The following is a 24222-nucleotide window of genomic DNA, read 5'->3' as shown; positions in this document are numbered from 1 at the left end:
CGGACCGCCGAAAAACAATATCGGCCACCAAGGCCGATCGGGGAGGGCGAGGACATGGCCGAGACCACGGGTCAGTTGTCGAGCGGGGCGGCCGTGCCGTCCGCGCGCAATGTGACCGGCGCATCGATCATTCTGCTGCTCGCTTTCGCACCACAACTCGTCGAACTCGCCATCGCGCTCGCCAGCCTCGTTGCTCCCGTGTCGGCGCGGTCTCCGCTGCAGGTCGTTTCGGCGCATGGCGCCGCCCTCGTCGAATCGCTGTCGGCGCTGCTTCGCCAGTGGATGGATGGCGGCAAGATCACCTTGCGATCCGATGCGCTGCTGGCGCTGATCTACACCTATCCGCTCATCGCCATTGCGCTGTTCACCGGCCTGGCACGCCCGCGCGCGCCGCAGGATTATTTCGGTGGCGTGGTGCTGATGGCGATCGCCCTGTTCGCGTTGTGGGCCGCGAGCGATCTGTCGGGCATGCGCGGCTTCACGTTCGGCCCTGGCACTGCGCCGCGCATGCTCGGCGTGCTGCTGCTCGGAATGGGGGCTGCCGTCGCCGTGATCGGCCTCGTGACCGAAGGGCCGGCGCTCCAGGTCTATCACTGGCGCGGGCCGCTGTTCGTGTCGCTGGCCATCCTGACATTTGCCGTCGCGATTCGGCCGCTGGGGCTGATCGTCGCAGCGCTCGCGAGCTTCCTCATCGCGGCGCTCGGCACGGCGGAGACCCGTTGGGGCGAGACGCTGATCGTCGGCGTCGTCCTGACGCTCGGCTGCGCGCTGCTCTTCCCCTACGTGCTCGGCCTGCCGATGCCGTTGTTCCCGCGTTTCCTGGTGCAGTGAGGCCGGCATGCTCGATCTGTTTCAGAACCTGTTGCTCGGCTTCGGCGTCGCGCTCAGCCCGACCAACCTGCTGCTCTGCCTGGTCGGCGCGCTGGTCGGCACGCTCGTCGGCGTGCTGCCGGGCATCGGCACCATCGCCACCGTCGCCATGCTGCTGCCGATCACCTTCGGCCTGCCGCCGGTCGGCGCCCTCATCATGCTCGCCGGCATCTATTACGGCGCCCAGTATGGCGGCTCGACGACTTCGATCCTCGTCAACATCCCTGGGGAGGCGACCTCCGTCGTCACCACGCTCGACGGCTTCCAGATGGCCAAGCAGGGGCGTGCGGGTCCTGCGCTGTCGATCGCGGCGATCGGCTCCTTCATCGCCGGCTGTTTTGCGACCGTTCTGATCGCGGTGCTCGGCGCGCCCTTGACCAAGCTCGCGCTGCTGTTCGGGCCGGCCGAATATTTCTCGCTGATGGTGCTCGGCCTGATCTTCGCCGTCGTGCTCGCCAAGGGCAGCGTGCTCAAGGCCGTGGCGATGATCGCGCTCGGGCTGCTGCTGTCGATGGTCGGCGCCGACCTCGAGACCGGCGCCTCGCGCATGGCCTTCAACATTCCCGAGCTTGCCGATGGGCTGGGCTTCGCGACCGTTGCGATGGGCGTGTTCGGCTTCGCCGAGATCATCCGCAATCTCGACAGTGGCGCCGAATCCGATCGCGAACTGGTGCAGCAGAAGATCACGGGCCTCATGCCGACCCGCAAGGACCTGATCGATTCGGCGCCTGCAATCGCCCGCGGCACCATTCTCGGCTCCATACTCGGCATCCTGCCGGGCGGCGGCGCCGTGATCGCCTCCTTTGCCGCCTATACGTTCGAAAAGAAGATCGCGCGCGATCCCTCACGCTTCGGCCGCGGTGCGATCGAAGGCGTCGCGGCCCCGGAGAGTGCCAACAACGCCGCGGCGCAAACCTCGTTCATTCCGCTGCTGACGCTCGGCATCCCGCCCAACGCGGTGATGGCGCTGATGGTCGGCGCCATGACCATCCACGGCATCCAGCCCGGGCCGCAGGTGATGGCGAAGCAGCCGGACCTGGTCTGGGGCATGATCGCCTCGATGTGGATCGGCAATCTGATGCTGATCATCATCAACCTGCCGCTGGTCGGCATCTGGGTGCGGCTGCTGCGCGTGCCGTACCGGCTGATGTTCCCCTCGATCGTCGTGTTCTGCGCGATCGGCATCTACTCGATCAACAATGCGCCCGTGGACGTGGTCCTGGCCGGGGCCTTCGGCCTGTTCGGCTACTGGCTGATCAAGCACGATTTCGAGCCGGCGCCGCTGCTGCTCGGCATGGTGCTGGGATCGCTGATGGAGGAGAACCTGCGCCGCACCCTGCAGATCTCGCGCGGCGACTGGTCGGTGTTCCTGACCCGCCCGCTCTCCGCCGCGCTGCTGGCGATCGCCGCCGTCCTGCTGGTGCTGGCGGTCCTGCCAGCGCTGCGGCGCAAGCGCGACGAGGTGTTCGTGGAGGGGTAGGGCCCACGGGGCGGAATGGGCGGGAACTCGTTTTCGCCCTCATTCTCGCTTCGACAGGAGCCCAGCTTCTTGGGTATAATCGCCTGAATCTTGTGTCAGGATGACATCTCCTCCGCTACAGCTTGCGTTTTAACGGCAAGCATCGGCCATGCACCAGTATCACGACCTGCTCGAACGCATCCTGTCCGACGGCGCGGAGAAACACGACCGCACCGGCACCGGCACGCTGTCGGTGTTCGGCCATCAGATGCGCTTCAACCTTGCCGCTGGCTTCCCGATGGTCACCACCAAGCGGCTGCCGCTGAAGGCGATCGTGCACGAGCTCCTGTGGTTCCTGAAGGGCGACACCAACGTCAGATACCTGCACGACCATGGTGTGACGATCTGGGACGAGTGGGCCGACGCCAACGGCGATCTCGGCCCCGTCTACGGCTACCAGTGGCGCTCCTGGCCGACGCCGGACGGTGGCCACATCGACCAGATCACCAACGTCGTCGACATGATCAAGCGCAACCCGGATTCGCGCCGGCTGATCGTCACCGCCTGGAATCCGGCCGACGTCGAGAAGATGGCGCTGCCGCCCTGCCACTGCCTGTTCCAGTTCTACGTGGCCAACGGCAAGCTGTCCTGCCAGCTCTATCAGCGCTCGGCCGATGTCTTCCTCGGCGTGCCCTTCAACATCGCCTCCTATGCGCTGCTCACCATGATGGTGGCGCAGGTCACCGGCCTGAAGCTCGGCGATTTCGTGCACTCGTTCGGCGACGTGCACCTCTACTCCAACCACATCGAGCAGGCGCGCCTGCAACTGACCCGCACCCCGCGGCCGCTGCCGACCATGACGCTCAATCCGGACATCAAGGACATCTTCGCCTTCCGCTACGAGGATTTCGCGCTCGCCGGCTACGATCCGCATCCGCACATCAAGGCCGAGGTCGCGGTCTAGGGCATGCTGTCGATCCGAAGCGCCAAGCCTTCCGACATCGGCGTCGTGTTCGCGCTGATCAACGAGCTCGCCGACTACGAGAAGCTCGCGCATGAGGTGGTTGCCAGCGAAACTGATATCGCCGCCGCGCTGTTCTGCGAGCATCCGACGCTGTTCTGTGATCTCGCGGAATGGAACGGCGAGGTCGCGGGCTTCGCGATCTGGTTCGTCAATTTCTCGACCTTTGCCGGCAAGCCCGGCATCTATCTCGAGGACCTGTTCGTGCGTCCCGCGTTCCGCCGCAACGGCCTCGGCCAGGCGCTGCTCGGCCATCTCGCGGCGACCTGCGTGAAGCGCGGCTGGGCGCGGCTGCAATGGTCGGTGCTCGACTGGAACGCGCCGTCGATCACCTTCTACAAATCGCTCGGCGCCGAGCTGATGGACGACTGGACCGTGTGCAAGGTCACGGGACCTGCGCTGACGCAGCTCGCCGAGAGAGCGCCATGATCGAGATCGTGCAGATCGTCGCGGTCGCCGAGAATGGCGTGATCGGCGCTGAGAACGCCATTCCCTGGCGACAGAAGAGCGATCAGAAGCGCTTCAGGGCACTCACGATGGGCCGGCCGATCGTGATGGGCCGCAAGACCTTCATGTCGTTTCCCCGCCGGCCGCTGCCGGGCCGGACCAACATCATCGTCACCCGCGATGCTGATTTCCGTGCCCCCGGCGCGATCGTGACCCGCACCATCGACGAAGCGCTCGGCATTGCGCGCGGGGATGCGCTGCGGCGTTCAGCCGCGGAGATCGCGATCGTGGGCGGCGCCGAGATCTACGCGGCGACGATGCCGCTGGCCGACCGGCTGGAAATCACCGAGGTCCATGCGAGCCCGCCGGGCGACACCCTGTTTCCGGCGATCGACCCTGCCCAGTGGCAGGAGGTGGCACGCGAGCGTCAAGCCTCGGGACCGGACGATCAGGCTGAATTCTCCTACGTCACCTACCGCCGGAGACGCTGAACCTCCCGGCGCCCTCCGGCCCGGCCGCGGCTTCAAGACCATCCATTAATGATGAAGTCGCGTTGTTTGGCCGCTCCCGGGCGTTTCAGCCGCGGCAAACCGGCGCTTGCCGCCCTGTTTACATTGACAAAACCCGGTTCGGGCTTAGCTGGAGCGCTACGTTGTAAGGGGCCGGGCCGTCCCTTATAACCCGGCCGCCGTCGGGGGCCGGCGTTCGGGCAGTATCAGCCTCTCGGAGGAGATCGATCGATGGCGTGGAAGAATCAGGGCGGAGGCCCGTGGGGTCCGGGTCCGAAGGGGCCCTGGGGCTCGGGACCGCAACCGGTCGGTCCAAGGCCACCCGATCTGGAAGATCTTCTGCGGCGCGGCCAGGACCGGCTCCAGCAGTTCATCCCCGGCGGCGGCTTCGGCACCGTCGGCGTCCTCCTGATCGTGGTCGGCGCGATCGCGATCTGGCTCCTGTCCGGCTTCTACCGGGTGCAGTCCGAGGAGCTCGGCGTCGTGCTGCGCTTCGGCAAATATGTCCGCGACGAGCAGCCGGGCCTGCGCTACCACCTGCCTTATCCGATCGAGACCGTGCTGCTGCCCAAGGCGCTGCGCGTCAACTCGATCTCGATCGGCTTCACCGCCAATGACGATCCGGGCCGCCGTGGCCGCGGCGGTCGCGACGTGCCGGAGGAGAGCCTGATGCTCACCGGCGACGAGAACATCGTCGACGTCGACGTCACGGTGCTGTGGCGCATCAAGCCGAAGGGCGCCGCCGACTTCCTGTTCAACATCCAGAATCCGGAAGGCACCGTGAAGGCGGTGGCCGAGAGCGCGATGCGCGAGGTGATCGGCCGGTCGAACATCCAGCCGGTGCTGACCGGCGCCCGCACCCAGATCGAGCAGAGCGTGCTGGAGCTGATGCAGAAGACGCTCGATGCCTATGGCTCTGGCATCCAGGTCGACAATGTGCAGATGCAGAAGGTCGACCCTCCGGCGCAGGTGATTGCGGCGTTCCGCGACGTGCAGGCGGCGCGCGCCGACCTGGAGAAGGCGCAGAACGAGGCCCAGACCTACGCCAACAAGGTCGTCCCCGATGCCCGCGGGCGTGCTGCCCAGATCCTGCAGGTCGCCGAGGGCTACAAGGAGCAGGCGATCGCCGAGGCCAAGGGCCAGAGCGCGCGCTTCCTGAAGGTCTATGACGAGTACAAGAAGGCGCCCGACGTGACCCGCGAACGCATCTATCTCGAGACGATGGAGCGCGTGCTCTCCGGCTCGGACAAGCTCGTGCTCGACAGCGGGCCTGGCGGTGGCCCCGTGCCGCTGCTGCCGCTCGGCGATCTCGCGCCGCGCCGCCAGGCGCCCGCCGCTCCGCAGGGAGGCGTCCGATGAGGTCCCCCGTCACTGGAATCCTGGCGCTGGTCATCGCGCTCGCGGTGGTCGTGATCGGCTACAGCTCGCTGTTCACCGTGCAGCAGACCGAGCAGGCGCTGGTCGTCCGGTTCGGCAAGCCGGTCGACGTCGTCACCGAGCCCGGCCTGAACGTGAAGGCGCCATTCATCGACAACGTGATCTCGATCGACAAGCGCATCCTCGACCTCGAGAACCCCTCGCAGGAGGTCATCGCCTTCGATCAGAAGCGGCTCGTGGTCGACGCCTTCGCCCGCTACCGGATCAAGAACGCGCTGCAGTTCTACCAGCGCGCCGGCACGATCCAGAATGCCAACGTCCAGCTCGGCACCCTTCTCAACGCCGCCCTGCGGCGTGTGCTCGGCGAGGTCACCTTCACCCAGGTGGTGCGTGACGAGCGCGAGACCCTGATGCGCAAGATCCGCGACCAGCTCGACAAGGAGGCCGACAACTACGGCATTCAGGTGGTCGACGTCCGCATCCGCCGCGCCGACCTGCCGGAGGCCAACAGCCAGGCGGTCTACGACCGCATGAACAGCGAGCGGCAGCGTGAAGCGGCCGAGTTCCGCGCCCTCGGCGGCCAGAAGGCGCAGGAGATCAAGTCGAAGGCGGATCGCGAGGCCACCGTGATCGTGGCCGAGGCCAACTCGCAGGCGGAGCAGACCCGCGGCGCCGGCGACGCCGAGCGCAACCGGCTGTTCGCCGAGGCCTACGGCAAGGATCCCGACTTCTTCGCCTTCTACCGCTCGATGACGGCCTATGAGAACGGGCTGAAGTCCGGCGAGACCCGCTTCCTGCTGCGGCCGGATTCGGAGTTCTTCCGCTACTTCGCCAACCCGTCGGGGAAGCCGGGCTCGGAAACGCCGTCGGCGGCCACCAACGCCACCGCAGCCGCCGCGCAAGCCGCGAAACCCTGATGTCGGCAGGGCGCGGTTGATCGCGGTGAATAAGAGTTGACACGGACGGGGCGAAGCCGTTGCTTCGCCCCGTTGCCTATCAAAAAGGTCGAACGGGAGGTCCGGGTCCGATGAGGTCCATTGCGTTTTCCGATTTCCTCATCGGATTAGGTATCCTGTTCGTGCTCGAGGGCCTGATGTTCGCGGCCAGTCCGGACTGGATGCGGCGGGCGATGAAGACGGCCATGACCACGCCGGACAATGTGCTGCGTGCGGTCGGCATCGGCTCGGCGGTCGCCGGCCTGGTGCTGATCTGGGTGATCCGGCGCCCGATCTGAGCGAGGGCTGCTGCGGTCAGACCCCGCCCCGCTGGGAGGTCCTCAGAACCCGCCGTCACGATGACCCCCGTCCGTTGCCCGGCCAACGCCATTGTGAGGCGATGGCCGCGCCATTTTGCCGTATTAGGTCGCCTTCAATGATGAATCCGGCGCCGCGCGCCGGCGCGCTTGCGTCGCCGCCCGGTTCCGGCGCACTGTGCCGGTTGAATTTGCAGCCTTTTCTGGAGATCCGCCTGATGACCGCAACCCTTGCTTTCAGCCGTCGCCTGCGTCCGGTCCTGACCGCGGCCGTCCTTGCCGCGGGCTGGGCGCTTGCGCCGGTGCCGGCCTCGGCGCGGGGACCCGAGGGGATCGCCGACGTCGCCGAGAAGGTGATCGACGCCGTCGTCAACATCTCGACCTCGCAGACCGTCGAGGCCAAGGGCGGTGGCGAGAACCGCGGTGCCAATCCGCAGGTGCCGCCGGGCTCGCCGTTCGAGGAGTTCTTCGACGACTTCTTCAAGAACCGCCGCGGCGGTCCGGGTGGTCGCAGCGGCGACGCCACGCCCCGCCGCACCAACTCGCTCGGCTCCGGCTTCATCGTCGACGATAGCGGCGTGGTGGTCACCAACAACCACGTCATCGCGGACGCCGACGAGATCAACGTGATCCTCAACGACGGCACCAAGATCAAGGCCGAGCTGGTCGGCGTCGACAAGAAGACCGACCTCGCGGTGCTCAAGTTCAAGCCGCCGCGGCAGCTCACGGTGGTCAAGTTCGGCGATTCCGACAAGCTCCGGCTCGGCGACTGGGTGGTCGCGATCGGCAACCCGTTCAGCCTCGGCGGCACCGTCACCGCCGGCATCGTCTCGGCCAAGAACCGCGACATCTCGTCGGGTCCCTATGACAGCTACATCCAGACCGACGCCGCCATCAACCGCGGCAATTCCGGCGGCCCGCTGTTCAACCTCGAGGGCGATGTCATCGGCGTCAACACGCTGATCATCTCGCCCTCCGGCGGCTCGATCGGCATCGGCTTCGCCGTGCCGTCCAAGACGGTCGCCGGCGTGGTCGATCAGCTGCGCCAGTTCGGCGAGCTGCGCCGCGGCTGGCTCGGCGTGCGCATCCAGGGCGTCACCGACGAGATCGCCGAGAGCCTCAACATCAAGCCGGCGCGCGGTGCGCTGGTCGCCGGCGTCGACGACAAGGGTCCGGCCAAGCCGGCCGGCATCGAGCCCGGTGACGTCGTCGTCAAGTTCGACGGCCGCGACATCAAGGAGCCGAAGGACCTGTCGCGCATCGTCGCCGACACCGCCGTCGGCAAGGAGGTCGACGTCGTCGTGATCCGCAAGGGCCAGGAGCAGACGCTCAAGGTCAAGCTCGGCCGGCTCGAGGACAACGAGAAGGTCCAGCAGGCGGCGATCAAGAAGGACGAGCCGGCCGAGAAGCCGGTGACCCAGAAGGCGCTCGGGCTCGATCTCGCCGCGCTGTCGAAGGACCTTCGCACGCGCTACAAGATCAAGGACAGCGTCAAGGGCGTCGTCGTCACCGGCGTCGACCAGGCCTCCGACGCCGCCGAGAAGCGGCTGTCGGCCGGCGACGTCATCGTCGAGGTCGCCCAGGAGGCGGTGACCTCCGGCGCCGACATCAAGAAGCGCGTCGACCAGCTCAAGAAGGACGGCAAGAAGTCGGTGCTGCTGCTGGTCTCCAACGCCGACGGCGAGCTGCGGTTCGTCGCGCTGAGTTTGCAGTAGGGGCTTCAGGCGGTCGTGACCACATCCGCGCTTTGAGATGCGAAGATGAGCGCAGTGCAAGTGAATGCGCCCTCTCCCCTTGCGGGAGAGGGCATGTAGGAAAGAGCGGCAGGCTCGCTTGGGTGAGGGGTATCTCTCCACGAGCGAGCCAGCGGAGAGATACCCCTCACCCAACCGCATGCGTGGATGGGCCGTACATGCCCTCTCCCGCAAGGGGAGAGGGCGCTGTATCTGGCAGCGCGCTGACGATCGCTGAGTTGGTCGTTTGTAGGTGGGCAAAGGCGCGCCGTGGTATGCGCTTGGTACGATGCTCTCTCGCGCGCCGTGCCCACCGTCTTGCAGCGAACTCGCCGGCGCGATGGCGGGCACGGCGCGCGAGACATCTCGCTGGGCTCATGAAAAGCGGGGCGCGCCTTTGGCCCCCCTACGGCAGCTCCACACTCCGCTGTCGTCCCGGCCTTGAGCCGGTACCCATAACCCAAGGCAGCGGTTTGAGGCAGGCGCGTCGTTAGCAACCCGCACATCACATCCGCTGCGGCGTATGGGTCCCGGGTCGGCGCCGCGACGCGCGTGGCGCGTCACGGCTTGCCCGGGACGACAGCGTTCGTTGGATCGGATTCACGGTTCAAACAGCGTTTCGACATGAGGACGCGGTCTCGCGGCCGATGCAGCCCGAGCTTTGCGATCAGTTCGTCCCTCTGAAAATGCAGAGGGCGCAGAGAATGCCGGGTGAAGGCCTCACCCATGGCCCGCCTGCAACAAGAAAAGCAGGCGGCAGTCACCACAGGCAAAGCCGAACACGCCGGCATTCCCTGCGCGATGGTCTTCACGCTTATACGCAGTCTCCCTGGTGCGCCGGGCTTGTTGGCCACCATCGCCACGCGGCACATCGGTGCCACGCGGCTTGATACCAGCGTCGGGGTATCAGGACGCTGCGACTTCACGTCCACGCACTGCCGTTCGTCCGCACGCCCGAAAGCATGCTGCGGCAACAACGCGGCCATCGCATCCCACCTCGCGTGTCGTGACGATCGCGCGCAACGCCCTCTGCGGTGAGGCGGGATGCGAGGATACAATCATGATTTGCGATAATGCGCAAGATATTTATTTTAATCAGAAGTCGGAAAACGATCGGCGCTCCGCAGGATCGACATCCGGCGCCGCGCCCGCTCACAGCGATCGCTGATTGACCCGCTTCGACAGCTCCTCGGCGCTCTCCTTGCGCTCGGAATAGCGATCGACCAGATAGTCCGCTCGGTCGCGGGTCAGTAGCGTGAACTTGACCAGCTCCTCCATGACGTCGACGACGCGGTCGTAATAGGCCGACGGCTTCATGCGGTCGTCGTCGTCGAACTCCGCGAACGCCTTGGCCACCGATGACTGGTTCGGGATGGTGATCAGGCGCATCCACCGGCCCAGCACCCGCAGCTGATTGACGGCATTGAACGACTGCGAGCCGCCGGAGACCTGCATCACCGCCAGCGTCTTGCCCTGCGTCGGCCTGACGGCGCCGAGCGATAGCGGGATCCAGTCGATCTGGGTCTTCATCACCCCGGTCATCGCGCCGTGCCGCTCCGGCGAGCACCACACCATGCCCTCGCACCAGGTCACGAGATCGCGCAGCTCTCCGACCTTGGGATGATCGGGCCAGGCGTCGTCGACCAGCGGCAGCCCGTGCGGATCGAAGCTCCGCGTCTCCGCGCCGAAGCGCGCCAGGATGCGCGCCGCCTCCTCGGTGAGCAGCCGGCTGAACGAGCGCTGTCGCAGCGACCCGTAGAGCAGCAGAATGCGCGGAGGGTGGGAGGAGAGCGAGGGCTCGAGCAGCTTGGCGCGATCGATCGGATGGAAGGAGGTGTCGTCCAATTGCGGCATGTCGTCGGTCAACGCGGCACCCCAGGGGCGGTCGGCCTCTGGTCACTCCCCAGCGGGGGCAGACCGGATGGCCTTGCGAGCGGCTCGATGCAACATGGCGGCCTGTATCCTGCCGGTCAACGGCGGGATCGCGCACGGATTCGATGCAGCGCCTCGGCCCGCCCCGCGCCAGGATAATCAGGCCAGTTGCGTGACATCGGGCCAATGCACACGCAGGACCGTCTTGCCGCCCGCGGCCGGATTTTCGGAGCTTCCGGTCTCCACGACGCGGCCGCCGAGCCGCGTGTAGAAGCGAAGGGCGGCGGTGTTGGCCTCGAAGACCCAGAGGTGCAGTCCCGAGTGCGACGCGCTTGGCGCAAGCAGCCGTGCTGCGTCCCGCAGCAGCCGCTCGCCGAGACCCGAGCCGCGTGTCGCGGCCGCGACATGCAGATTGTCGACCAGACTTCCCCAGACCGGATCGGCATCGCGATAGCAGCAGATGAAGCCGAGCAGGCGTCCGTCCGGGTCGTAGGCGACATTGACGAACTGATCCGCGGTGGGGGCGCTCAGCCGTTGCGACCAGACGGCGCGCCGGTCCGCATCGACGCCGTCGCTCAGGAAATCCGCGGACAGGATGTTGGCATAGGTATCGCGCCAGCTCGCCGCGTGGAGCGAAGCAACGGCGGGAGCGTCCTGGTCGATTGCCGGCCGGATCATGATGTCGTTCAAGAAACCCTCCATCGGCCAGCCCGCGCCTTACTCGGCGTCGGACAGGCGTGCCGCTTCGCTCGCAAGCCAGCCCGTGAACAGCCGGACGCGCGCGTCGCTGCTCAATATGGCCGGCCAGCGCACGACATGCACCTTGCTGGACGGCATGTCCCATTCAGCCGAAAGCACCCGGGTCAGGCGGCGCTCAGCCAGCGCGTCGTGTACGAGCAACGACCGTCCGAGCGCTATTCCGGCGCCTTCGATCGCGGCGGCCAGCGCCAGACTGATCGTATCGACGCGCATGCCATCCGGCGCCTGCGCGCCCAGACCCAGGCGCGCGAACCAGGCGGACCATGACCATTCCGCACCGTCGTCGCGACCGGCGCGTCCCTTGTGGATGATCGGATAGCTCGCGAGCTGATGGACCGTGCGAAGCGGACGGGCGCGGGGCAGCAGCCTGGGCATCGCGACCGGAAACACGCGCTCCTTGAACAGCAGCCGTTGCGTCGAGGTTGAGCGGGCTGCCGTCTTCGGCAGCCACAGAACCTGGATATCGACATCCGCGGCGCGCGCCTGGGCTTCGCTCTCGGCCACCACGAGCTCGATGCCGACGTCGCGATGCCCCGACAGGAAGCCGGGCAGGCGGCGGACCAGCCAATAATGCGACAGGGCGGCGCCGACGCCGACCTTCAAGACGGCCGGCTGCGCGGCCGCGCGATATCTCGCGCGCAGCATCGCCATGTCGTCGAGCAGACCGACGATCTCCGTGAGCAGCGAGGCGCCGGCCACCGTCGGGGACAGCCCGGTTCCGCTGCGATGATTGAACAGCTTCGCACCGAGAAAGGCTTCGAGCTTGCGCAGACGGTGGCTGACCGCGCTCTGGGTCAAGCCGAGCTCGGTCGCCGCCAGCGTCATGCTGCGGTGACGCGCGGTGGATTCGAACGCGACGAGGCCGTCGAAGGGCGGAAGCGAGCGCATGAGTGAGACTATGAATGAGATTCATGCTGACGTGAATAGCTGCGGCGTCCATGGATGCCGCTCGCTATCACGAGGAAAGCCGTCCGATGCCGACAACCCGTTCAATGCTGTCCGATGCTGCTGCAGGGACGCGGTCGTCAATGTGGCCGGCCCTTGCCCTGAGCCTCGCTGCCTTCCTCACCAATTTCGACGTGACGGCAGTGATCATGGCGTTGCCCGCGGTTGCGACCGAGCTGCAGCTCGGGATCGCCGGCCAGGCATGGATGATGGACGCCTATAGTCTCGCCTTCACGGCAGCGCTGGTGGTCGCCGGTGGTGTCGCCGACCGTTCTGGGCGCCGGCGGACGATGCTTGCCGGCAATCTGGTATTTGCTGCCGCATCGGCTGCGTGCGCGATGGCTGTCGGCGGCCTGAGCCTCGGACTTGCGCGGATGGTGCAGGGAATCGGCGCAGCATTCGTGATGACCGGCGGTATCGCGCTGATCGCCGGGCTCTATCCGCAGGCCGACCAGCGCACCCGTGCTCTGGCATGCCTCGGCGTGGCGTCGGGCGTTGCGATGGCGCTCGGACCAAGCCTCGGAGGCGCCATCTCCGGGTGGCTCGGCTGGCGCTGGATCTTCCTCGCCAACCTGCCGGCGTGCCTGGTGGCCGCCGTGAGCATTCCCCGTCTCGTGCCCGAGATGCGGCCGTCGGTGCGGCGCGCTCTGGATCATGTCGGCATGGCGCTGTTCAGCGCGGCGCTTTGCGTGCTGGTTGCGACGCTGCTCAACGTCCAGGGCGGATTACGCATGACCATCGGCATCGGTCTGGCCGGGGTCCTGCTGGCGGGCTTCCTGTGGCAGCAGCGGCATCGCAGGGAGCCGATCTTCGATCCCGCCATCTTCGTCAACCGCGCGATGGTCGCCGTCGGGCTGCTGCTGAATGCCGTGTCGCTCGGCTATTGGGCGGTTCTGGTCTATCTGCCTGGGCTTCTCGGTGCGACGTTCGGATGGACAACGGCGGAATGCGGCGTCGCGATGCTCATGGCGACGCTGCCGATGCTCGTGGTGCCGCCGCTCGGCGCGAGGCTCGTTGTCCGATTGGGATGGCGCTGGCACTTTGCCATTGCGCTCGCGATCATCGCCGCTGGCGATCTCGCTTTTGTCGCCGCCCTGGCGGCGCCCGACGCCATGCTGCGATTGTGGCTCGCAGGCATCGCCATGGGCGGGATCGGATGCGGCGCCGCATTGGCGCATCCGCAGTTGTCAGGAGCTGTGGTGGCACTCGTACCGCCTGCTCACGCCGGGATGGCTGCGGCCGTGACGGTGATCATGCGCCAAGCCGGCTTCGCGATCGGCATCGCCGTGCTCGGCGCCGTTCTGGGAGGCTCGGATCGAGCCGGGGGATATGTCTGGATGTTCGAGGTTGCGGCGCTGGTCTGTGCAGCGGCGAGCGCCGTGGCCCTCCTGCTGCTGTCCCCGGCCATACGCGCAGGCGGTGAAGAGCAGCAGGTGACCTGATCGCCAGAGACGTCGCGCCGCTTAGTTGCGAACGCTGCCGACGGTGGTCGGGATGACGAGGGCCGCGCTGCGGCGGTGGTGGGTGAGCACGGCGAGCTGGTGCGGCGAGGTGGCGTTGTCCGCGGCGATGGTCTGCTGCGCGGCGGATGCGCCGACGACGGAGAGCTGATGCGGGGTGGCCGGCAGCGCTCCCACTTCGTAGCTCGGCAGCTCCGCCGCAACGGCAGCGCCGCTCAGCAGCGCGAGGGCAACGAGAGAGCCGGGGATGATGTGCTTGATGGTCATCGGAAAGTCCTTCTGTGACGATGATCGATTGCATCACGTGCAATCGCTTTCGTTTCCTTGGACATTCCCTTGCGTTAGGCCGGATATATGCAATGCAGCATGGTTTGACAACTCATCGATTGGTGATGCGGTTAATGTTGGCAGCGCCGGACTCGCCTCGATGCGGAGGGCGAATGATCTGATTTGCGTTCTGAAATGAAATTGGAATGGAGTTGCGCGGAGACGGGCTGAATTGAAACAAAATCCCGGTCCGCTGATCGCCGGCCGGACGGCGCGCCGCTTCTGGCGGAGACTCTCACTTTCAATTGCGATTCAGGCACGACGCGCAAATTGCAATCGTCCAGCATTCGCAATTTTAAAGATGATTGTCACAATCGGCGGAGACGGCGGCGATCCGTCATTCGCGGAGGACCTCGTCCCGTTGATCAAGGTGCTCTTGAACGAGAGCACTCGACCGCGACAAGGATAGCGCCGCTCACCATCGCCGGCACAGGACGACGCGCACGGTCGTTGTCCCCGCCGTCATTCCGGGGCATCGCGCGGCGATGAGCCCGGAATCCATAACCGCAAGAGGCGATTGTCGCGACGACAATCGCCAATTCCGTCTCGTCGCCTCACGGCTGCCTGTGGCTATGGATTCCGGGCTCGCGGCTCACGCGCGCCCCGGAATGACGACGGCAAGAGATGCGCAGGGTCGGCAGCGGCGTCTCGGCGACAGCCCGTCACTCCACGAACTGATCGCGCGTGTAGCCTTGTGCGTAGAGCAGGGCGGTGAGATCGCCGTGGTCGATGCGGGCGGATGCCGCGGCGGAGACTGCGGGCTTGGCGTGATAGGCGACGCCGAGGCCGGCGGCCTCGATCATGCCGAGGTCGTTGGCGCCGTCGCCGACCGCGAGCGTGTCGATCTCGTCGAGATCGAACGACTCGCGCAACTCGATCAACGTGGCGAGCTTGGCGTCGCGGCCGATGATCGGCTCGCGCACCTCGCCGGTGAGCTTGCCGCCGTCGACGACGAGCTCGTTGGCGCGGTTCTCCTGGAAGCCGAGCTTCGCCGCGATCTGGCGGGTGAACAGCGTGAAGCCTCCGGAGATCAGGCAGGTGTAGGCGCCATGCGCGCGCATGGTCATCACCAGGTGGCGGCCGCCCGGCGTCAGCTTGATGCGCTTGGTCAGCACTTCGTCGACCACGCTCACCGGCAGGTCCTTCAGCAGGGCGACGCGTTCGCGCAACGCCGGCTCGAACGCGATCTCGCCGCGCATGGCCCGCTCGGTGATCGCGGCGACCTGCGGCTTCAGCCCGGCAAAATCGGCCAGTTCGTCGATGCATTCCTGACCGATCATGGTCGAGTCCATGTCGGCCAGAAAAAGCTTCTTGCGCCGGAAGGCTTCCGCCTGCACGACGATATCGATCGGCATGTCGCCGCGCAGGTCGCGCAGCCGGGCCTCGATCTTGTGGGCTTCGCCTTCGCCGCCGAACGGGATGTCGATGGCGACCTCGTCGAACAGCCAGCGCGGCGTGCCCGGCTGGGGCAGCACGGCCAGGAAGGCCTCCACGATCGTGGTATCAAGCGCGGGATCGGCGGGATTGCAGATGAAGGTGGCGACGAGAGACATCAGGTGACTTCGCTAAGCGACAACAAAGCGGTGCTTATCGCAGGGCCGACCGCCAGCGGCAAGTCGGCGCTTGCGATGGAACTTGCGCAAAAAGCGGGCGGGGTGGTCATCAACACCGATTCCATGCAGGTGTACCGTGACCTCCGGGTGCTGACGGCGCGGCCGACCCCTGCGGAGGAGGCGCGCGTGCCGCACCGTCTGTACGGCCATGTCGATGCCGCCGTGAACTACTCGGCCGGCCACTATGTCCGTGATGCAGCTGATGTTCTCGCCGAGATCGGGCGGGAGGGGCGGCGGCCGGTCTTCATCGGCGGCACCGGGCTGTATTTCAAGGCGCTGACACGGGGCTTGTCGGCCGTGCCGCCCGTGCCGGACGAGGTCCGCGAGGCGGTCCGTCTTCGGCTCGATCGCGACGGCGTCGAGGCGCTGCATGCCGAGCTGGCGCGGTGCGATGCCGCGGCGGCGGCACGGCTGAACGTCCGCGACCGCACCCGTGTCGCCCGGGCGCTGGAGGTGATCGAGGCCACCGGTCGGCCATTGGCCGACTGGCATGCCGAGACCACCCCGCCGCTGCTGCCGGAGGGCAGCTACCGGGCGCTGTTCATCGCGCCGGAGCGCGAGACGCTGTATGCGCGGATCGACGCGCGGTTCGACACAATGCTCGAGAGCGGGGCGCTGGAGGAGGTCGAACGGCTGGCGGCGCGCGGCCTCGATCCGCTGTTGCCGGCGATGAAGGCGCACGGCGTGCCGGCGCTGATCCGCTATATCAGGGGCGAGATCTCGCGGGAGGAGGCGGCCGTCATCGGCAAGGCCGACACCCGCCATTACGCCAAGCGGCAGTTCACCTGGTTTCGGCACCAGCTGCCGGAGTTCGAATGGATGACGCCGGAGCAGGCGCGGGCGTGGGTGGTGGCAAATTTCAATGAGTTGTGATATCTTGATATCAAACTGAGGAGGCTCCGATGGCTGACATCCTCATCCGCAAAGTGGATGACACGACCAAGGAATTGCTGAAGCTTCGCGCCGAACGGCGGGGGAAGAGCTTGGAAGCCGACCTGAGGGAGACCCTCGAGAAGCTCGCGCGGGAGGAAGCGGAATCGCCTGACGATGCGGAGCCCTTTGGCACTTGGCTGGTGGCGATTTCCCGGCCGGGCGTCGATCTGGATGACGTGCTCGACCAATTGCGCTCTGCGCCGATCCGGCCGGCCGCTCTGGAATGATCCTGCTCGACACCAACGTGATTTCGGAGGCGTTGAAGTCTGCGCCGTCTGGTCATGTCGTCAGCTGGCTTGACTCGAACTTCGCCAGCAGCGCGCTGTCGAGCGTCACGATCTTTGAGCTCGGCGCCGGTCTCGCGATGCTCAGCCCCGGCAAGCGCAAGGATGCGCTGGACAATGCGATCACGCGGACAGTGAGGCGCTTTGGAAGCCGCATCTACGCGTTCGATGCAGCCGCGGCGCAGGCTGCTGCGCGTCTGCTCGCCCAGGCGAGGGCGAACGGGCTCCCGCTCCATCAGATCCCGAACAAACTCGCTGACCTTCAGATCGCTGGTATTGCGTCAGCGTACGGTCTCGACCTCGCGACGCGTAACGTCCGCGACTTCGCCGGACTGGGTGTTAAGCTAATTAACCCCTGGGAGTGATCAGCAGCGAAACGATAGATGTGTCGCAATTACCGCTCGCCGAACGGCAAATTCCGCGTTAACCTGACAAAATCGCGCTGACGAACCCGCTTTGCCTTGACATCGGGGGATCCGTGGCTATGTTCGCGCAACCTTTGGGAAGTTCGATCGGCAACATGCGCAACATTATTACCGCCCTCCTTATCGTAGTCGTACCCAGGCGCATCGCCGGGGATGGCTAGCGGCCATCCATGATCCGAGCGGTGCGCAGGGCCTTCGAGGGCCCTTTTTTATTGCCCGGATGACCCCCGACCAAAAACGACCCCGACCGAGACGACCTTGAACCGAGCCACTGAAACCATCCGACCCAACCGACCGACCAAGACGACAAGCCGCTGACAAAAGCGATCCGGAGCCCACCATGACCGACAAGAGCCACGATCCGAACCAGATGACCGGCGCCGCGATGATCGTGCGCGCGCTCATCGACCACGGCGTGCAGCACCTCTTCGGCTATCCGGGCGGCGCGGTGCTTCCGATCTATGACGAGATCTTCCAGCAGAGCGAGGTCGAGCACATCCTGGTCCGCCACGAGCAGGGCGCCGGCCACGCCGCGGAAGGCTATGCCCGCTCGACCGGCAAGCCCGGCGTCGTGCTGGTGACCTCCGGTCCTGGCGCCACCAACATGGTGACGCCGCTGGCGGACGCGCTGATGGATTCGATTCCCTTGGTTTGCATCACCGGGCAGGTGCCGACGCATCTGATCGGCAACGACGCGTTCCAGGAGTGCGACACGGTCGGCATCACCCGGCCCTGCACCAAGCACAATTGGCTGGTCCGCAACGTCAACGATCTCGCCAAGGTGCTGCATGAGGCGTTCTACGTCGCGACCACGGGACGTCCGGGCCCGGTCGTCGTCGACGTGCCGAAGGACGTGCAGTTCGCGACCGGCACCTATCATCCGCCGCGCAAGTCCGACGTGCACATCTCCTATTCCCCGCGCGTCAAGGGTGACGCGATGCAGATCCGCAAAGCCGTGGCGCTGCTGGCCGGCGCCAAGCGGCCGGTGATCTATTCCGGCGGCGGCGTCATCAATGCGGGGCGGGAGGCCTCGAAGCTGCTGCGCGAGCTGGTCGAGGTCACGGGCTTCCCGATCACCTCGACTTTGATGGGGCTGGGCGCCTATCCGGCGTCGGGCCCCAACTGGCTCGGCATGCTCGGCATGCACGGCACCTACGAGGCCAACATGACGATGCATGATTGCGACGTCATGCTGTGCGTCGGCGCGCGCTTCGACGACCGCATCACCGGCCGCACCGATGCGTTCTCGCCGAACTCGAAGAAGATCCATATCGACATCGACCCGTCCTCGATCAACAAGAACATCCGTGTCGACGTGCCGATCATCGGCGATTGCGGCGACGTGCTTGCCGACATCCTGCAGGTGTTCAAGGCCGAGGCGAAGAAGCCGGACATCAAGCCGTGGTGGCAGCAGATCGCCACCTGGCGCGCGCGCAACTCGCTGGCCTTCAAGCCGAACCGCGACGTCATCATGCCGCAATATGCGATCCAGCGGCTGTTCGAGCTGACGCGCGGGCGCGACACCTACATCACGACCGAGGTCGGCCAGCACCAGATGTGGGCGGCGCAGTTCTACGGCTTCGAGGAGCCGCACCGCTGGATGACCTCCGGCGGGCTCGGCACCATGGGCTATGGCCTGCCGGCGGCGATCGGCGTCCAGGTCGCCCATCCCGACAGCCTCGTCATCGACATCGGCGGCGACGCCTCGGTGCAGATGACGATGCAGGAGATGTCGACGGCCGTGCAGTACGAGCTGCCGGTCAAGATCTTCATCCTCAACAACCAGTACATGGGCATGGTGCGGCAGTGGCAGCAGCTGCTGCACGGCAACCGCCTGTCGCATTCCTACTCGGAGGCGCTGCCGGACTTCGTCAAGCTCGCGGAGGCCTATGGCGGCGTCGGATTGCAGGTGAGCAAGCCCGGCGATCTCGACGGCGCGATCAAGGAGATGATCTCGGTCAAGAAGCCCGTGCTGTTCGACTGCCGCGTCGCGGCGCTCGAGAACTGCTTCCCGATGATCCCGTCGGGCAAGGCGCATAACGAGATGATCCTGCCGGCGGAAGCCTCCGATCCTGCCGCCGCATTCGCGGGCGGCAAGGCGCTGGTGTGAGGACGGATCGTGAGCTCGGCGCGCCCCACAAACTTCACTGTCATCGCCCGGCTTGACCGGGCGATCCAGTACGCCGCGGCTATCGTGGGACTCACGACCGTCGCGGCGTACTGGATGCCCGCCTTCGCGGGCATGACAGCGATTATGTGGAGGCAGCGGTGTTCACATTAGCTGAGCTCGAAGCCGCCCATGCCATCGTCGGCGCCGCGGTGCCGGCGACGGCGGCGCATGCGTGGCCGTTGCTGGCGCAGCGGCTGGGGACTGATGTCGTCGTCAAGCACGAGAACCACACGCCGGCCGGCGCCTTCAAGGTGCGTGGCGGGCTGGTCTATGTCGACAATCTCAAGCGCACGCAGCCGGAGGTGCGCGGGCTGATCACCGCGACGCGCGGCAATCATGGCCAGAGCGTCGCATTTGCCGGCCGCCGCAACGGTCTGCCGGTGACGATCTATGTGCCCAAGGGCAATTCGGTCGAGAAGAACCGCGCGATGGCGGCGTTCGGAGCCGAGCTGATCGAGCATGGCAGCGACTTCCAGGAAGCGCGCGAGGAGGCCATCCGGCATGCCGCGCACGATGGCCTGCAGATGGTGCCGTCGTTCCACCCGGACATCGTCCGCGGCGTCGCCACCTACGCGCTGGAGCTGTTCCGTTCCGCCCCGGACCTCGACGTGCTTTACGTCTCGATCGGGCAGGGCTCGGGCATCTGCGGCTGCATCCTGGCGCGCGACCTGCTCGGGCTGAAGACCGAGATCGTCGGTGTGCAGTCGACGGGCGCGCCGTCCTATGCGCTGTCGTTCGCGGCGCGGACGGTCGTGACCACCAACAGCGCTGATACCCATGCCGACGGCCTCGCCACCCGCAGCCCGGATGCCGATGCGCTCGCGATCATCCTCAAAGGTGCCTCGCGCATCGTCCAGGTCAGCGACGCCGAGATCGCCGAGGCCGTTCGTATCTTCTGGACCGATACCCATAATCTCGCCGAAGGCGCCGGCGCGGCCCCGCTCGCAGCCGCTCTGCAGGAGAAGCGCAAGCTCGCCGGCAAGCGCGTCGGCCTGGTGCTGACCGGCGGCAACATCGATCTCGATTTGTTCAGGCGCTGGGTCATGCCGGCGGCCTCCGAAGAAATGGCAGGAGTGTCGTGATGGGCACTCGGCGCACCACAAACACCGCCGTCATGCCCGGGCTTGGCCCGGGCATCCACGAGTCGCGCGCGCGACGCTCGACGTGGATGGCCGGGACAAGCCCGGCCATGACGACTTGGCTAAAACGGGGACACCAATGAACCAGCCAGCGTCAGCCTATTTCCTCGAAGACCGCCACGATCCGAACGAGACGCACACGCTGTCGGTGCTGGTGCAGAACGAGCCGGGCGTGCTCGCGCGCGTCATCGGCCTGTTCTCCGGGCGCGGCTACAACATCGAGAGCCTCACCGTCTCCGAGACCGAGAGCCAGAAACATCTCTCGCGCATCACCATCGTCACGACCGGCACGCCGATGGTGATCCAGCAGATCAAGCATCAGCTCGACCGCATGATCCCGGTCTACCGCGTCGTCGACATGACCCTGACCAAGCGCGCGATCGAGCGCGAGCTCGCCATGGTCAAGGTGCGCAGCACCGGCGAGCCGCGCGTCGAGGCGCTGCGGCTGGCGGATGCGTTCCGCGCCCGCGTCATCGACGCGACGACGGAAAGCTTCGTGTTCGAGATCACAGGCAACACCGACAAGATCACTCAGTTTATCGATCTGATGCGTCCGCTCGGCCTGGTGGAAGTCGCCAGGACCGGCGTTGCGGCGATCGGGCGGGGACCGGAAGGGATGTGAGCCATGCTGGCGCGCGACTGGTACTACAACGAACGTAACCGGATCGGGCTCGATCATGCCGTCGCCTCGATCTACGATTCGGGGGATGACGCCGACGAGCGCGCGCGCGCCGCATTGAAGATGCTGGGCGTCAAGCCCGGCTGGCGGGTCGCCGACATCGGCTGCGGCAACGGCGTGCTGGCGACGGAAGCGGCGCTGATGGGCGCCGTCGTCGACGCCATCGACATCTCGCCGGCGATGCTGGCGCTGACCAAGCTCTACACCCGCGACCGCCGCACCGCGGTGCGGATGCATGCGGCCGGCCTGTTGTCGTTCGCCTACGAGCCCAACTCCTATGACCTGATCGCCAGCGAGTTCACGCTGCACCATCTGCCGGACTTCTGGAAGGCGGTGGCGCTGGCGCGCATCTTCGCGGCGCTCAAGCCCGGCGCGCAGTTCTTCCTGCGCGACATCGTCTATGTCAGCATGCCCGACGGCGCCGAGCGCTCGGTCGAGCAATGGGCCGATTTCAACATCAAGAACCACGATCTGTCTCGCGACAGCGTCATCACCCATATGCGCGACGAGAACTCGACCTTCGCCTGGGTGATGGAGCGCATGCTGGCCGAGGTCGGCTTCATCACCATCTCCGCCGACTACCACGCGCCGATGCACGCCACCTACGTGCTGCAGAAGCCGGCAGGGCAGGGCTGAAAGATGAAGTGTTTGTTGGCGGCGCACGCTGCCGCGCAGCAGCCGGTGCGCCCCCTCTCCCCGTTCTTACGGGGGCGCGACGAGCTTCGCTCGCGCTGGGAGGGTTGGGGTGAGGGGCAGCCACGCCCACCGACCGTGCGGAGAGCCCCCCTCACCCGGATTGCATCTGACGATGCAATCCGACCTCTCCCCGCAGGCGGGGAGAGGTTAGAGCGCCATCGCCGCGATAGGCGTGCCTGCCTCGGTCAAGCGGCCGCTCGTCAATTCGCGACGAGAGCGAGAGCATCCTAGATGTCCCAGCAACTCCTCATCGCCTTCGTGACCTTCGCCTTCGTGATGGCGTTCACGCCGGGTCCGAACAACATCATGCTGCTGTCGTCGGGCGTGACCCATGGCTTCCGCCGCACAGTGCCGCACATGATGGGCGTGAGCTTCGGCTTTGCCTTCATGGTCGGCGCGGTCGGCTTCGGCCTCGCCACGGTGTTCATCAGCTATCCCGTGCTGCAGCAGGTGCTGAAATATCTCGGCGCCGCCTATCTGATCTATCTCGCCGTGGTGATCGCGTTCTCCGGATCGGCCAAGGCGGACGAGGCCAACCCGCGCGGGCCGATGTCGTTCTGGGGCGCGGCGCTGTTTCAGTGGGTCAATGCCAAGGGCTGGGTGATGGTCATCAGCACCATCACCGCCTATGCCGCGATTGCGCGCTTTCCCGCCAATGTTGCACTGCAGGTCGCGATCAGCTTCGTGATGGCGGTCGCCTCGACCATCACCTGGACCCTGTTCGGCACCGCGCTGCGGCCGCTTCTCAGCTCAGAACGTGCGGTGCGCGCCTTCAACATCCTGATGGCGGTGCTGCTGCTGGCCTCGCTCTATCCCGTCTTCATGGACGCATGAGGGAGGTGGCCGCCATGCGAGATCGGGGTTTCCAAGCACGCCCAAAATGCTCTAGACACGGGCCGGATTTTGTCCGGGCGCAGCCGCCCGTGCCTCACCCAAGCGTCTGACTTTTCAGCCAATTCCGGCCATCTCAAAGAGGAAACGACAATGCGTGTCTACTACGATCGCGACGCCGATCTGAACCTGATCAAGGGCAAGAAGGTCGTCATCGTCGGCTATGGCAGCCAGGGCCACGCCCATGCGCTGAACCTGAAGGATTCCGGCGTCAAGGACGTCGCGATCGCGCTGCGCAAGGGCTCGGCCTCGGCCAAGAAGGCTGAAGCCGCCGGCTTCAAGGTGATGGAAGTCGCCGAAGCCGCGAAGTGGGCCGACCTCGTGATGATGCTGACCCCGGACGAGCTGCAGGGCGACATCTACCGCGAGCATCTCGCCGACAACATGAAGCAGGGCGCCGCGCTCGTCTTCGCGCACGGCCTCAACGTGCATTTCAACCTGCTCGACCCGCGCGCCGATCTCGACGTGCTGATGATCGCGCCGAAGGGCCCCGGCCACACCGTCCGCTCCGAGTACCAGCGCGGCGGCGGCGTGCCCTGCCTGATCGCGATCGCCAAGGATTCCTCGGGCAATGCCCATGACCTCGGCCTGTCCTATGCGTCGGCGATCGGCGGCGGCCGCGCCGGCATCATCGAGACCACCTTCAAGGAAGAGTGCGAGACCGACCTGTTCGGCGAGCAGGCGGTGCTGTGCGGCGGCCTGGTCGAGCTGATCAAGGCGGGCTTCGAGACCCTGGTCGAGGCCGGCTACGCGCCGGAGATGGCCTATTTCGAGTGTCTCCACGAGGTGAAGCTGATCGTCGACCTGATCTATGAAGGCGGCATCGCCAACATGAACTACTCGATCTCCAACACCGCCGAATATGGCGAGTACGTCACCGGCCCGCGCATCATCACGCCCGAGACCAAGGCGGAGATGAAGAAGGTGCTCGACGACATCCAGTCCGGCCGCTTCGCGCGCGACTGGATGCTGGAGAACAAGGTCAACCAGTCCTCGTTCAAGGCGACCCGCGCCCGTCTCGCCCAGCACCCGATCGAGGACGTCGGCGCCCGCCTGCGCGATATGATGCCCTGGATCAAGAAGGGCGCGCTGGTCGACAAGTCGAAGAACTGAGCTGTCGTGATGGCCGGTCGAGACTGCGGGTATCGCGGTCTCGACCTGGAGCTCAATGAAAGCCTCCGTCCTTGTTGGGCGGAGGCTTTTTTTCGTCAATGCGATAGCGACATCGCGGAGTTCAGCCCCGCTGCCTGCGACAAGCCACGCTGTCGTCCCCGCGAACGCGGGGACCCATAACCACAGTTGTTCGTGTTGACGAACGGTGGTGACTCGGACTGGTTTCCGCCAACTCACATCACGCGGTA

At 66.2% G+C, this 24222-nt stretch carries 25 protein-coding genes; 19 read left to right on the top strand and 6 right to left on the bottom strand.

The genetic code is table 11. The features are described from left to right. Nucleotides 1-54: 54 nt before the first annotated feature. The 9 genes from QQL87_RS21885 (at nt 55) to QQL87_RS21845 (ending at nt 8650) form a co-directional block, all read left to right on the top strand. Nucleotides 55-831, top strand: a complete 777-nt coding sequence (locus QQL87_RS21885; RefSeq protein ID WP_284420719.1) for a tripartite tricarboxylate transporter TctB family protein — start codon at nt 55-57, stop codon at nt 829-831. 7 nt (nt 832-838) lie between these two features. After that, a complete protein-coding gene (locus QQL87_RS21880; RefSeq protein ID WP_284420718.1) occupies nt 839-2350 on the top strand; it encodes a tripartite tricarboxylate transporter permease in 1512 nt (503 codons plus the stop codon). Nucleotides 2351-2498: 148 nt separating this feature from the next. Beyond that, entirely contained in the window at nt 2499-3293 is a 795-nt protein-coding gene (locus QQL87_RS21875; protein ID WP_284420716.1) for a thymidylate synthase, read from the top strand. Between the two features lie 3 nt (nt 3294-3296). Further along, nucleotides 3297-3779, top strand: coding sequence for a GNAT family N-acetyltransferase (locus QQL87_RS21870; RefSeq protein WP_284420715.1), 483 nt, complete (start codon nt 3297-3299; stop codon nt 3777-3779). Next, on the top strand, nt 3776-4288 hold the full coding sequence (locus tag QQL87_RS21865) for a dihydrofolate reductase (protein WP_284420714.1): 513 nt from the start codon (nt 3776-3778) through the stop codon (nt 4286-4288). The genes QQL87_RS21870 and QQL87_RS21865 overlap by 4 nt, the downstream gene beginning before the upstream one ends. Before the next feature lie 249 nt (nt 4289-4537). After that, nucleotides 4538-5665, top strand: a complete 1128-nt coding sequence (hflK, locus tag QQL87_RS21860) for an FtsH protease activity modulator HflK (protein WP_284420713.1) — start codon at nt 4538-4540, stop codon at nt 5663-5665. Continuing rightward, entirely contained in the window at nt 5662-6600 is a 939-nt protein-coding gene (gene hflC, locus QQL87_RS21855; protein ID WP_284420712.1) for a protease modulator HflC, read from the top strand. The genes hflK and hflC overlap by 4 nt, the downstream gene beginning before the upstream one ends. 110 nt (nt 6601-6710) lie before the next feature. Next, the gene (locus tag QQL87_RS21850) at nt 6711-6917 is read left to right on the top strand and encodes a DUF2065 domain-containing protein (protein ID WP_284420711.1); all 207 of its coding nucleotides are present in this window, start codon (nt 6711-6713) and stop codon (nt 6915-6917) included. A gap of 236 nt (nt 6918-7153) precedes the next feature. After that, nucleotides 7154-8650, top strand: coding sequence for a Do family serine endopeptidase (locus tag QQL87_RS21845; RefSeq protein ID WP_284420710.1), 1497 nt, complete (start codon nt 7154-7156; stop codon nt 8648-8650). A 578-nt stretch (nt 8651-9228) separates the two neighbouring features. On the opposite strand, the gene QQL87_RS21840 is transcribed toward QQL87_RS21845, so the two are convergent. The 4 genes from QQL87_RS21840 to QQL87_RS21825 form a co-directional block, all read right to left on the bottom strand. Then, entirely contained in the window at nt 9229-9654 is a 426-nt protein-coding gene (locus QQL87_RS21840) for a hypothetical protein (RefSeq protein ID WP_284420709.1), read from the bottom strand. Nucleotides 9655-9820: 166 nt separating this feature from the next. After that, on the bottom strand, nt 9821-10522 hold the full coding sequence (arsH, locus tag QQL87_RS21835; RefSeq protein ID WP_284420833.1) for an arsenical resistance protein ArsH: 702 nt from the start codon (nt 10520-10522) through the stop codon (nt 9821-9823). Between the two features lie 177 nt (nt 10523-10699). After that, on the bottom strand, nt 10700-11230 hold the full coding sequence (locus tag QQL87_RS21830; protein ID WP_284420708.1) for a GNAT family N-acetyltransferase: 531 nt from the start codon (nt 11228-11230) through the stop codon (nt 10700-10702). A gap of 27 nt (nt 11231-11257) precedes the next feature. Then, complete coding sequence (locus tag QQL87_RS21825) at nt 11258-12187, bottom strand: LysR substrate-binding domain-containing protein (protein ID WP_284420706.1); 930 nt, start codon at nt 12185-12187, stop codon at nt 11258-11260. Between the two features lie 140 nt (nt 12188-12327). On the opposite strand from QQL87_RS21825, the gene QQL87_RS21820 reads away from it, so the two are divergent. Further along, entirely contained in the window at nt 12328-13686 is a 1359-nt protein-coding gene (locus QQL87_RS21820; RefSeq protein ID WP_284420705.1) for an MFS transporter, read from the top strand. A 21-nt stretch (nt 13687-13707) separates the two neighbouring features. Here the strand turns inward: QQL87_RS21820 and QQL87_RS21815 are convergent, their stop codons facing one another. Next, nucleotides 13708-13971 carry a hypothetical protein gene (locus QQL87_RS21815; protein ID WP_284420704.1) on the bottom strand — a complete coding sequence of 88 codons (264 nt, stop codon included), beginning with the start codon at nt 13969-13971 and terminating at the stop codon, nt 13708-13710. A gap of 722 nt (nt 13972-14693) precedes the next feature. Continuing rightward, complete coding sequence (gene serB, locus QQL87_RS21810; protein WP_284420703.1) at nt 14694-15584, bottom strand: phosphoserine phosphatase SerB; 891 nt, start codon at nt 15582-15584, stop codon at nt 14694-14696. A 3-nt stretch (nt 15585-15587) separates the two neighbouring features. Between serB and miaA the strand changes: the two genes are divergently transcribed. The 9 genes from miaA (at nt 15588) to ilvC (ending at nt 23974) form a co-directional block, all read left to right on the top strand. Further along, nucleotides 15588-16517, top strand: coding sequence for a tRNA (adenosine(37)-N6)-dimethylallyltransferase MiaA (miaA, locus tag QQL87_RS21805; protein WP_284420702.1), 930 nt, complete (start codon nt 15588-15590; stop codon nt 16515-16517). A gap of 29 nt (nt 16518-16546) precedes the next feature. After that, entirely contained in the window at nt 16547-16804 is a 258-nt protein-coding gene (locus QQL87_RS21800; protein WP_284420701.1) for a FitA-like ribbon-helix-helix domain-containing protein, read from the top strand. Then, nucleotides 16801-17226 carry a PIN domain-containing protein gene (locus tag QQL87_RS21795; protein ID WP_284420700.1) on the top strand — a complete coding sequence of 142 codons (426 nt, stop codon included), beginning with the start codon at nt 16801-16803 and terminating at the stop codon, nt 17224-17226. Before QQL87_RS21800 ends, QQL87_RS21795 begins: the two co-directional genes overlap by 4 nt. Before the next feature lie 400 nt (nt 17227-17626). Next, nucleotides 17627-19396, top strand: a complete 1770-nt coding sequence (locus tag QQL87_RS21790; RefSeq protein WP_284420698.1) for an acetolactate synthase 3 large subunit — start codon at nt 17627-17629, stop codon at nt 19394-19396. A gap of 158 nt (nt 19397-19554) precedes the next feature. After that, on the top strand, nt 19555-20538 hold the full coding sequence (locus QQL87_RS21785) for a threonine dehydratase (RefSeq protein ID WP_284420697.1): 984 nt from the start codon (nt 19555-19557) through the stop codon (nt 20536-20538). A gap of 136 nt (nt 20539-20674) precedes the next feature. Further along, the gene (ilvN, locus tag QQL87_RS21780; RefSeq protein ID WP_284420695.1) at nt 20675-21217 is read left to right on the top strand and encodes an acetolactate synthase small subunit; all 543 of its coding nucleotides are present in this window, start codon (nt 20675-20677) and stop codon (nt 21215-21217) included. 3 nt (nt 21218-21220) lie between these two features. Continuing rightward, nucleotides 21221-21910, top strand: a complete 690-nt coding sequence (locus tag QQL87_RS21775; RefSeq protein WP_284420694.1) for a class I SAM-dependent methyltransferase — start codon at nt 21221-21223, stop codon at nt 21908-21910. A gap of 291 nt (nt 21911-22201) precedes the next feature. Beyond that, a complete protein-coding gene (locus tag QQL87_RS21770; RefSeq protein WP_284420693.1) occupies nt 22202-22804 on the top strand; it encodes a LysE family translocator in 603 nt (200 codons plus the stop codon). Nucleotides 22805-22954: 150 nt separating this feature from the next. Continuing rightward, nucleotides 22955-23974, top strand: a complete 1020-nt coding sequence (gene ilvC / locus QQL87_RS21765) for a ketol-acid reductoisomerase (protein ID WP_284420692.1) — start codon at nt 22955-22957, stop codon at nt 23972-23974. The last annotated feature ends 248 nt before the right edge of the window (nt 23975-24222 follow it).

The sequence above is a fragment of the Bradyrhizobium sp. SSBR45G genome, from assembly GCF_030159255.1.
In the GTDB taxonomy this organism is placed as follows: Bacteria; Pseudomonadota; Alphaproteobacteria; order Rhizobiales; family Xanthobacteraceae; genus Bradyrhizobium.
This window is presented reverse-complemented; position numbering and strand designations above follow the sequence as displayed.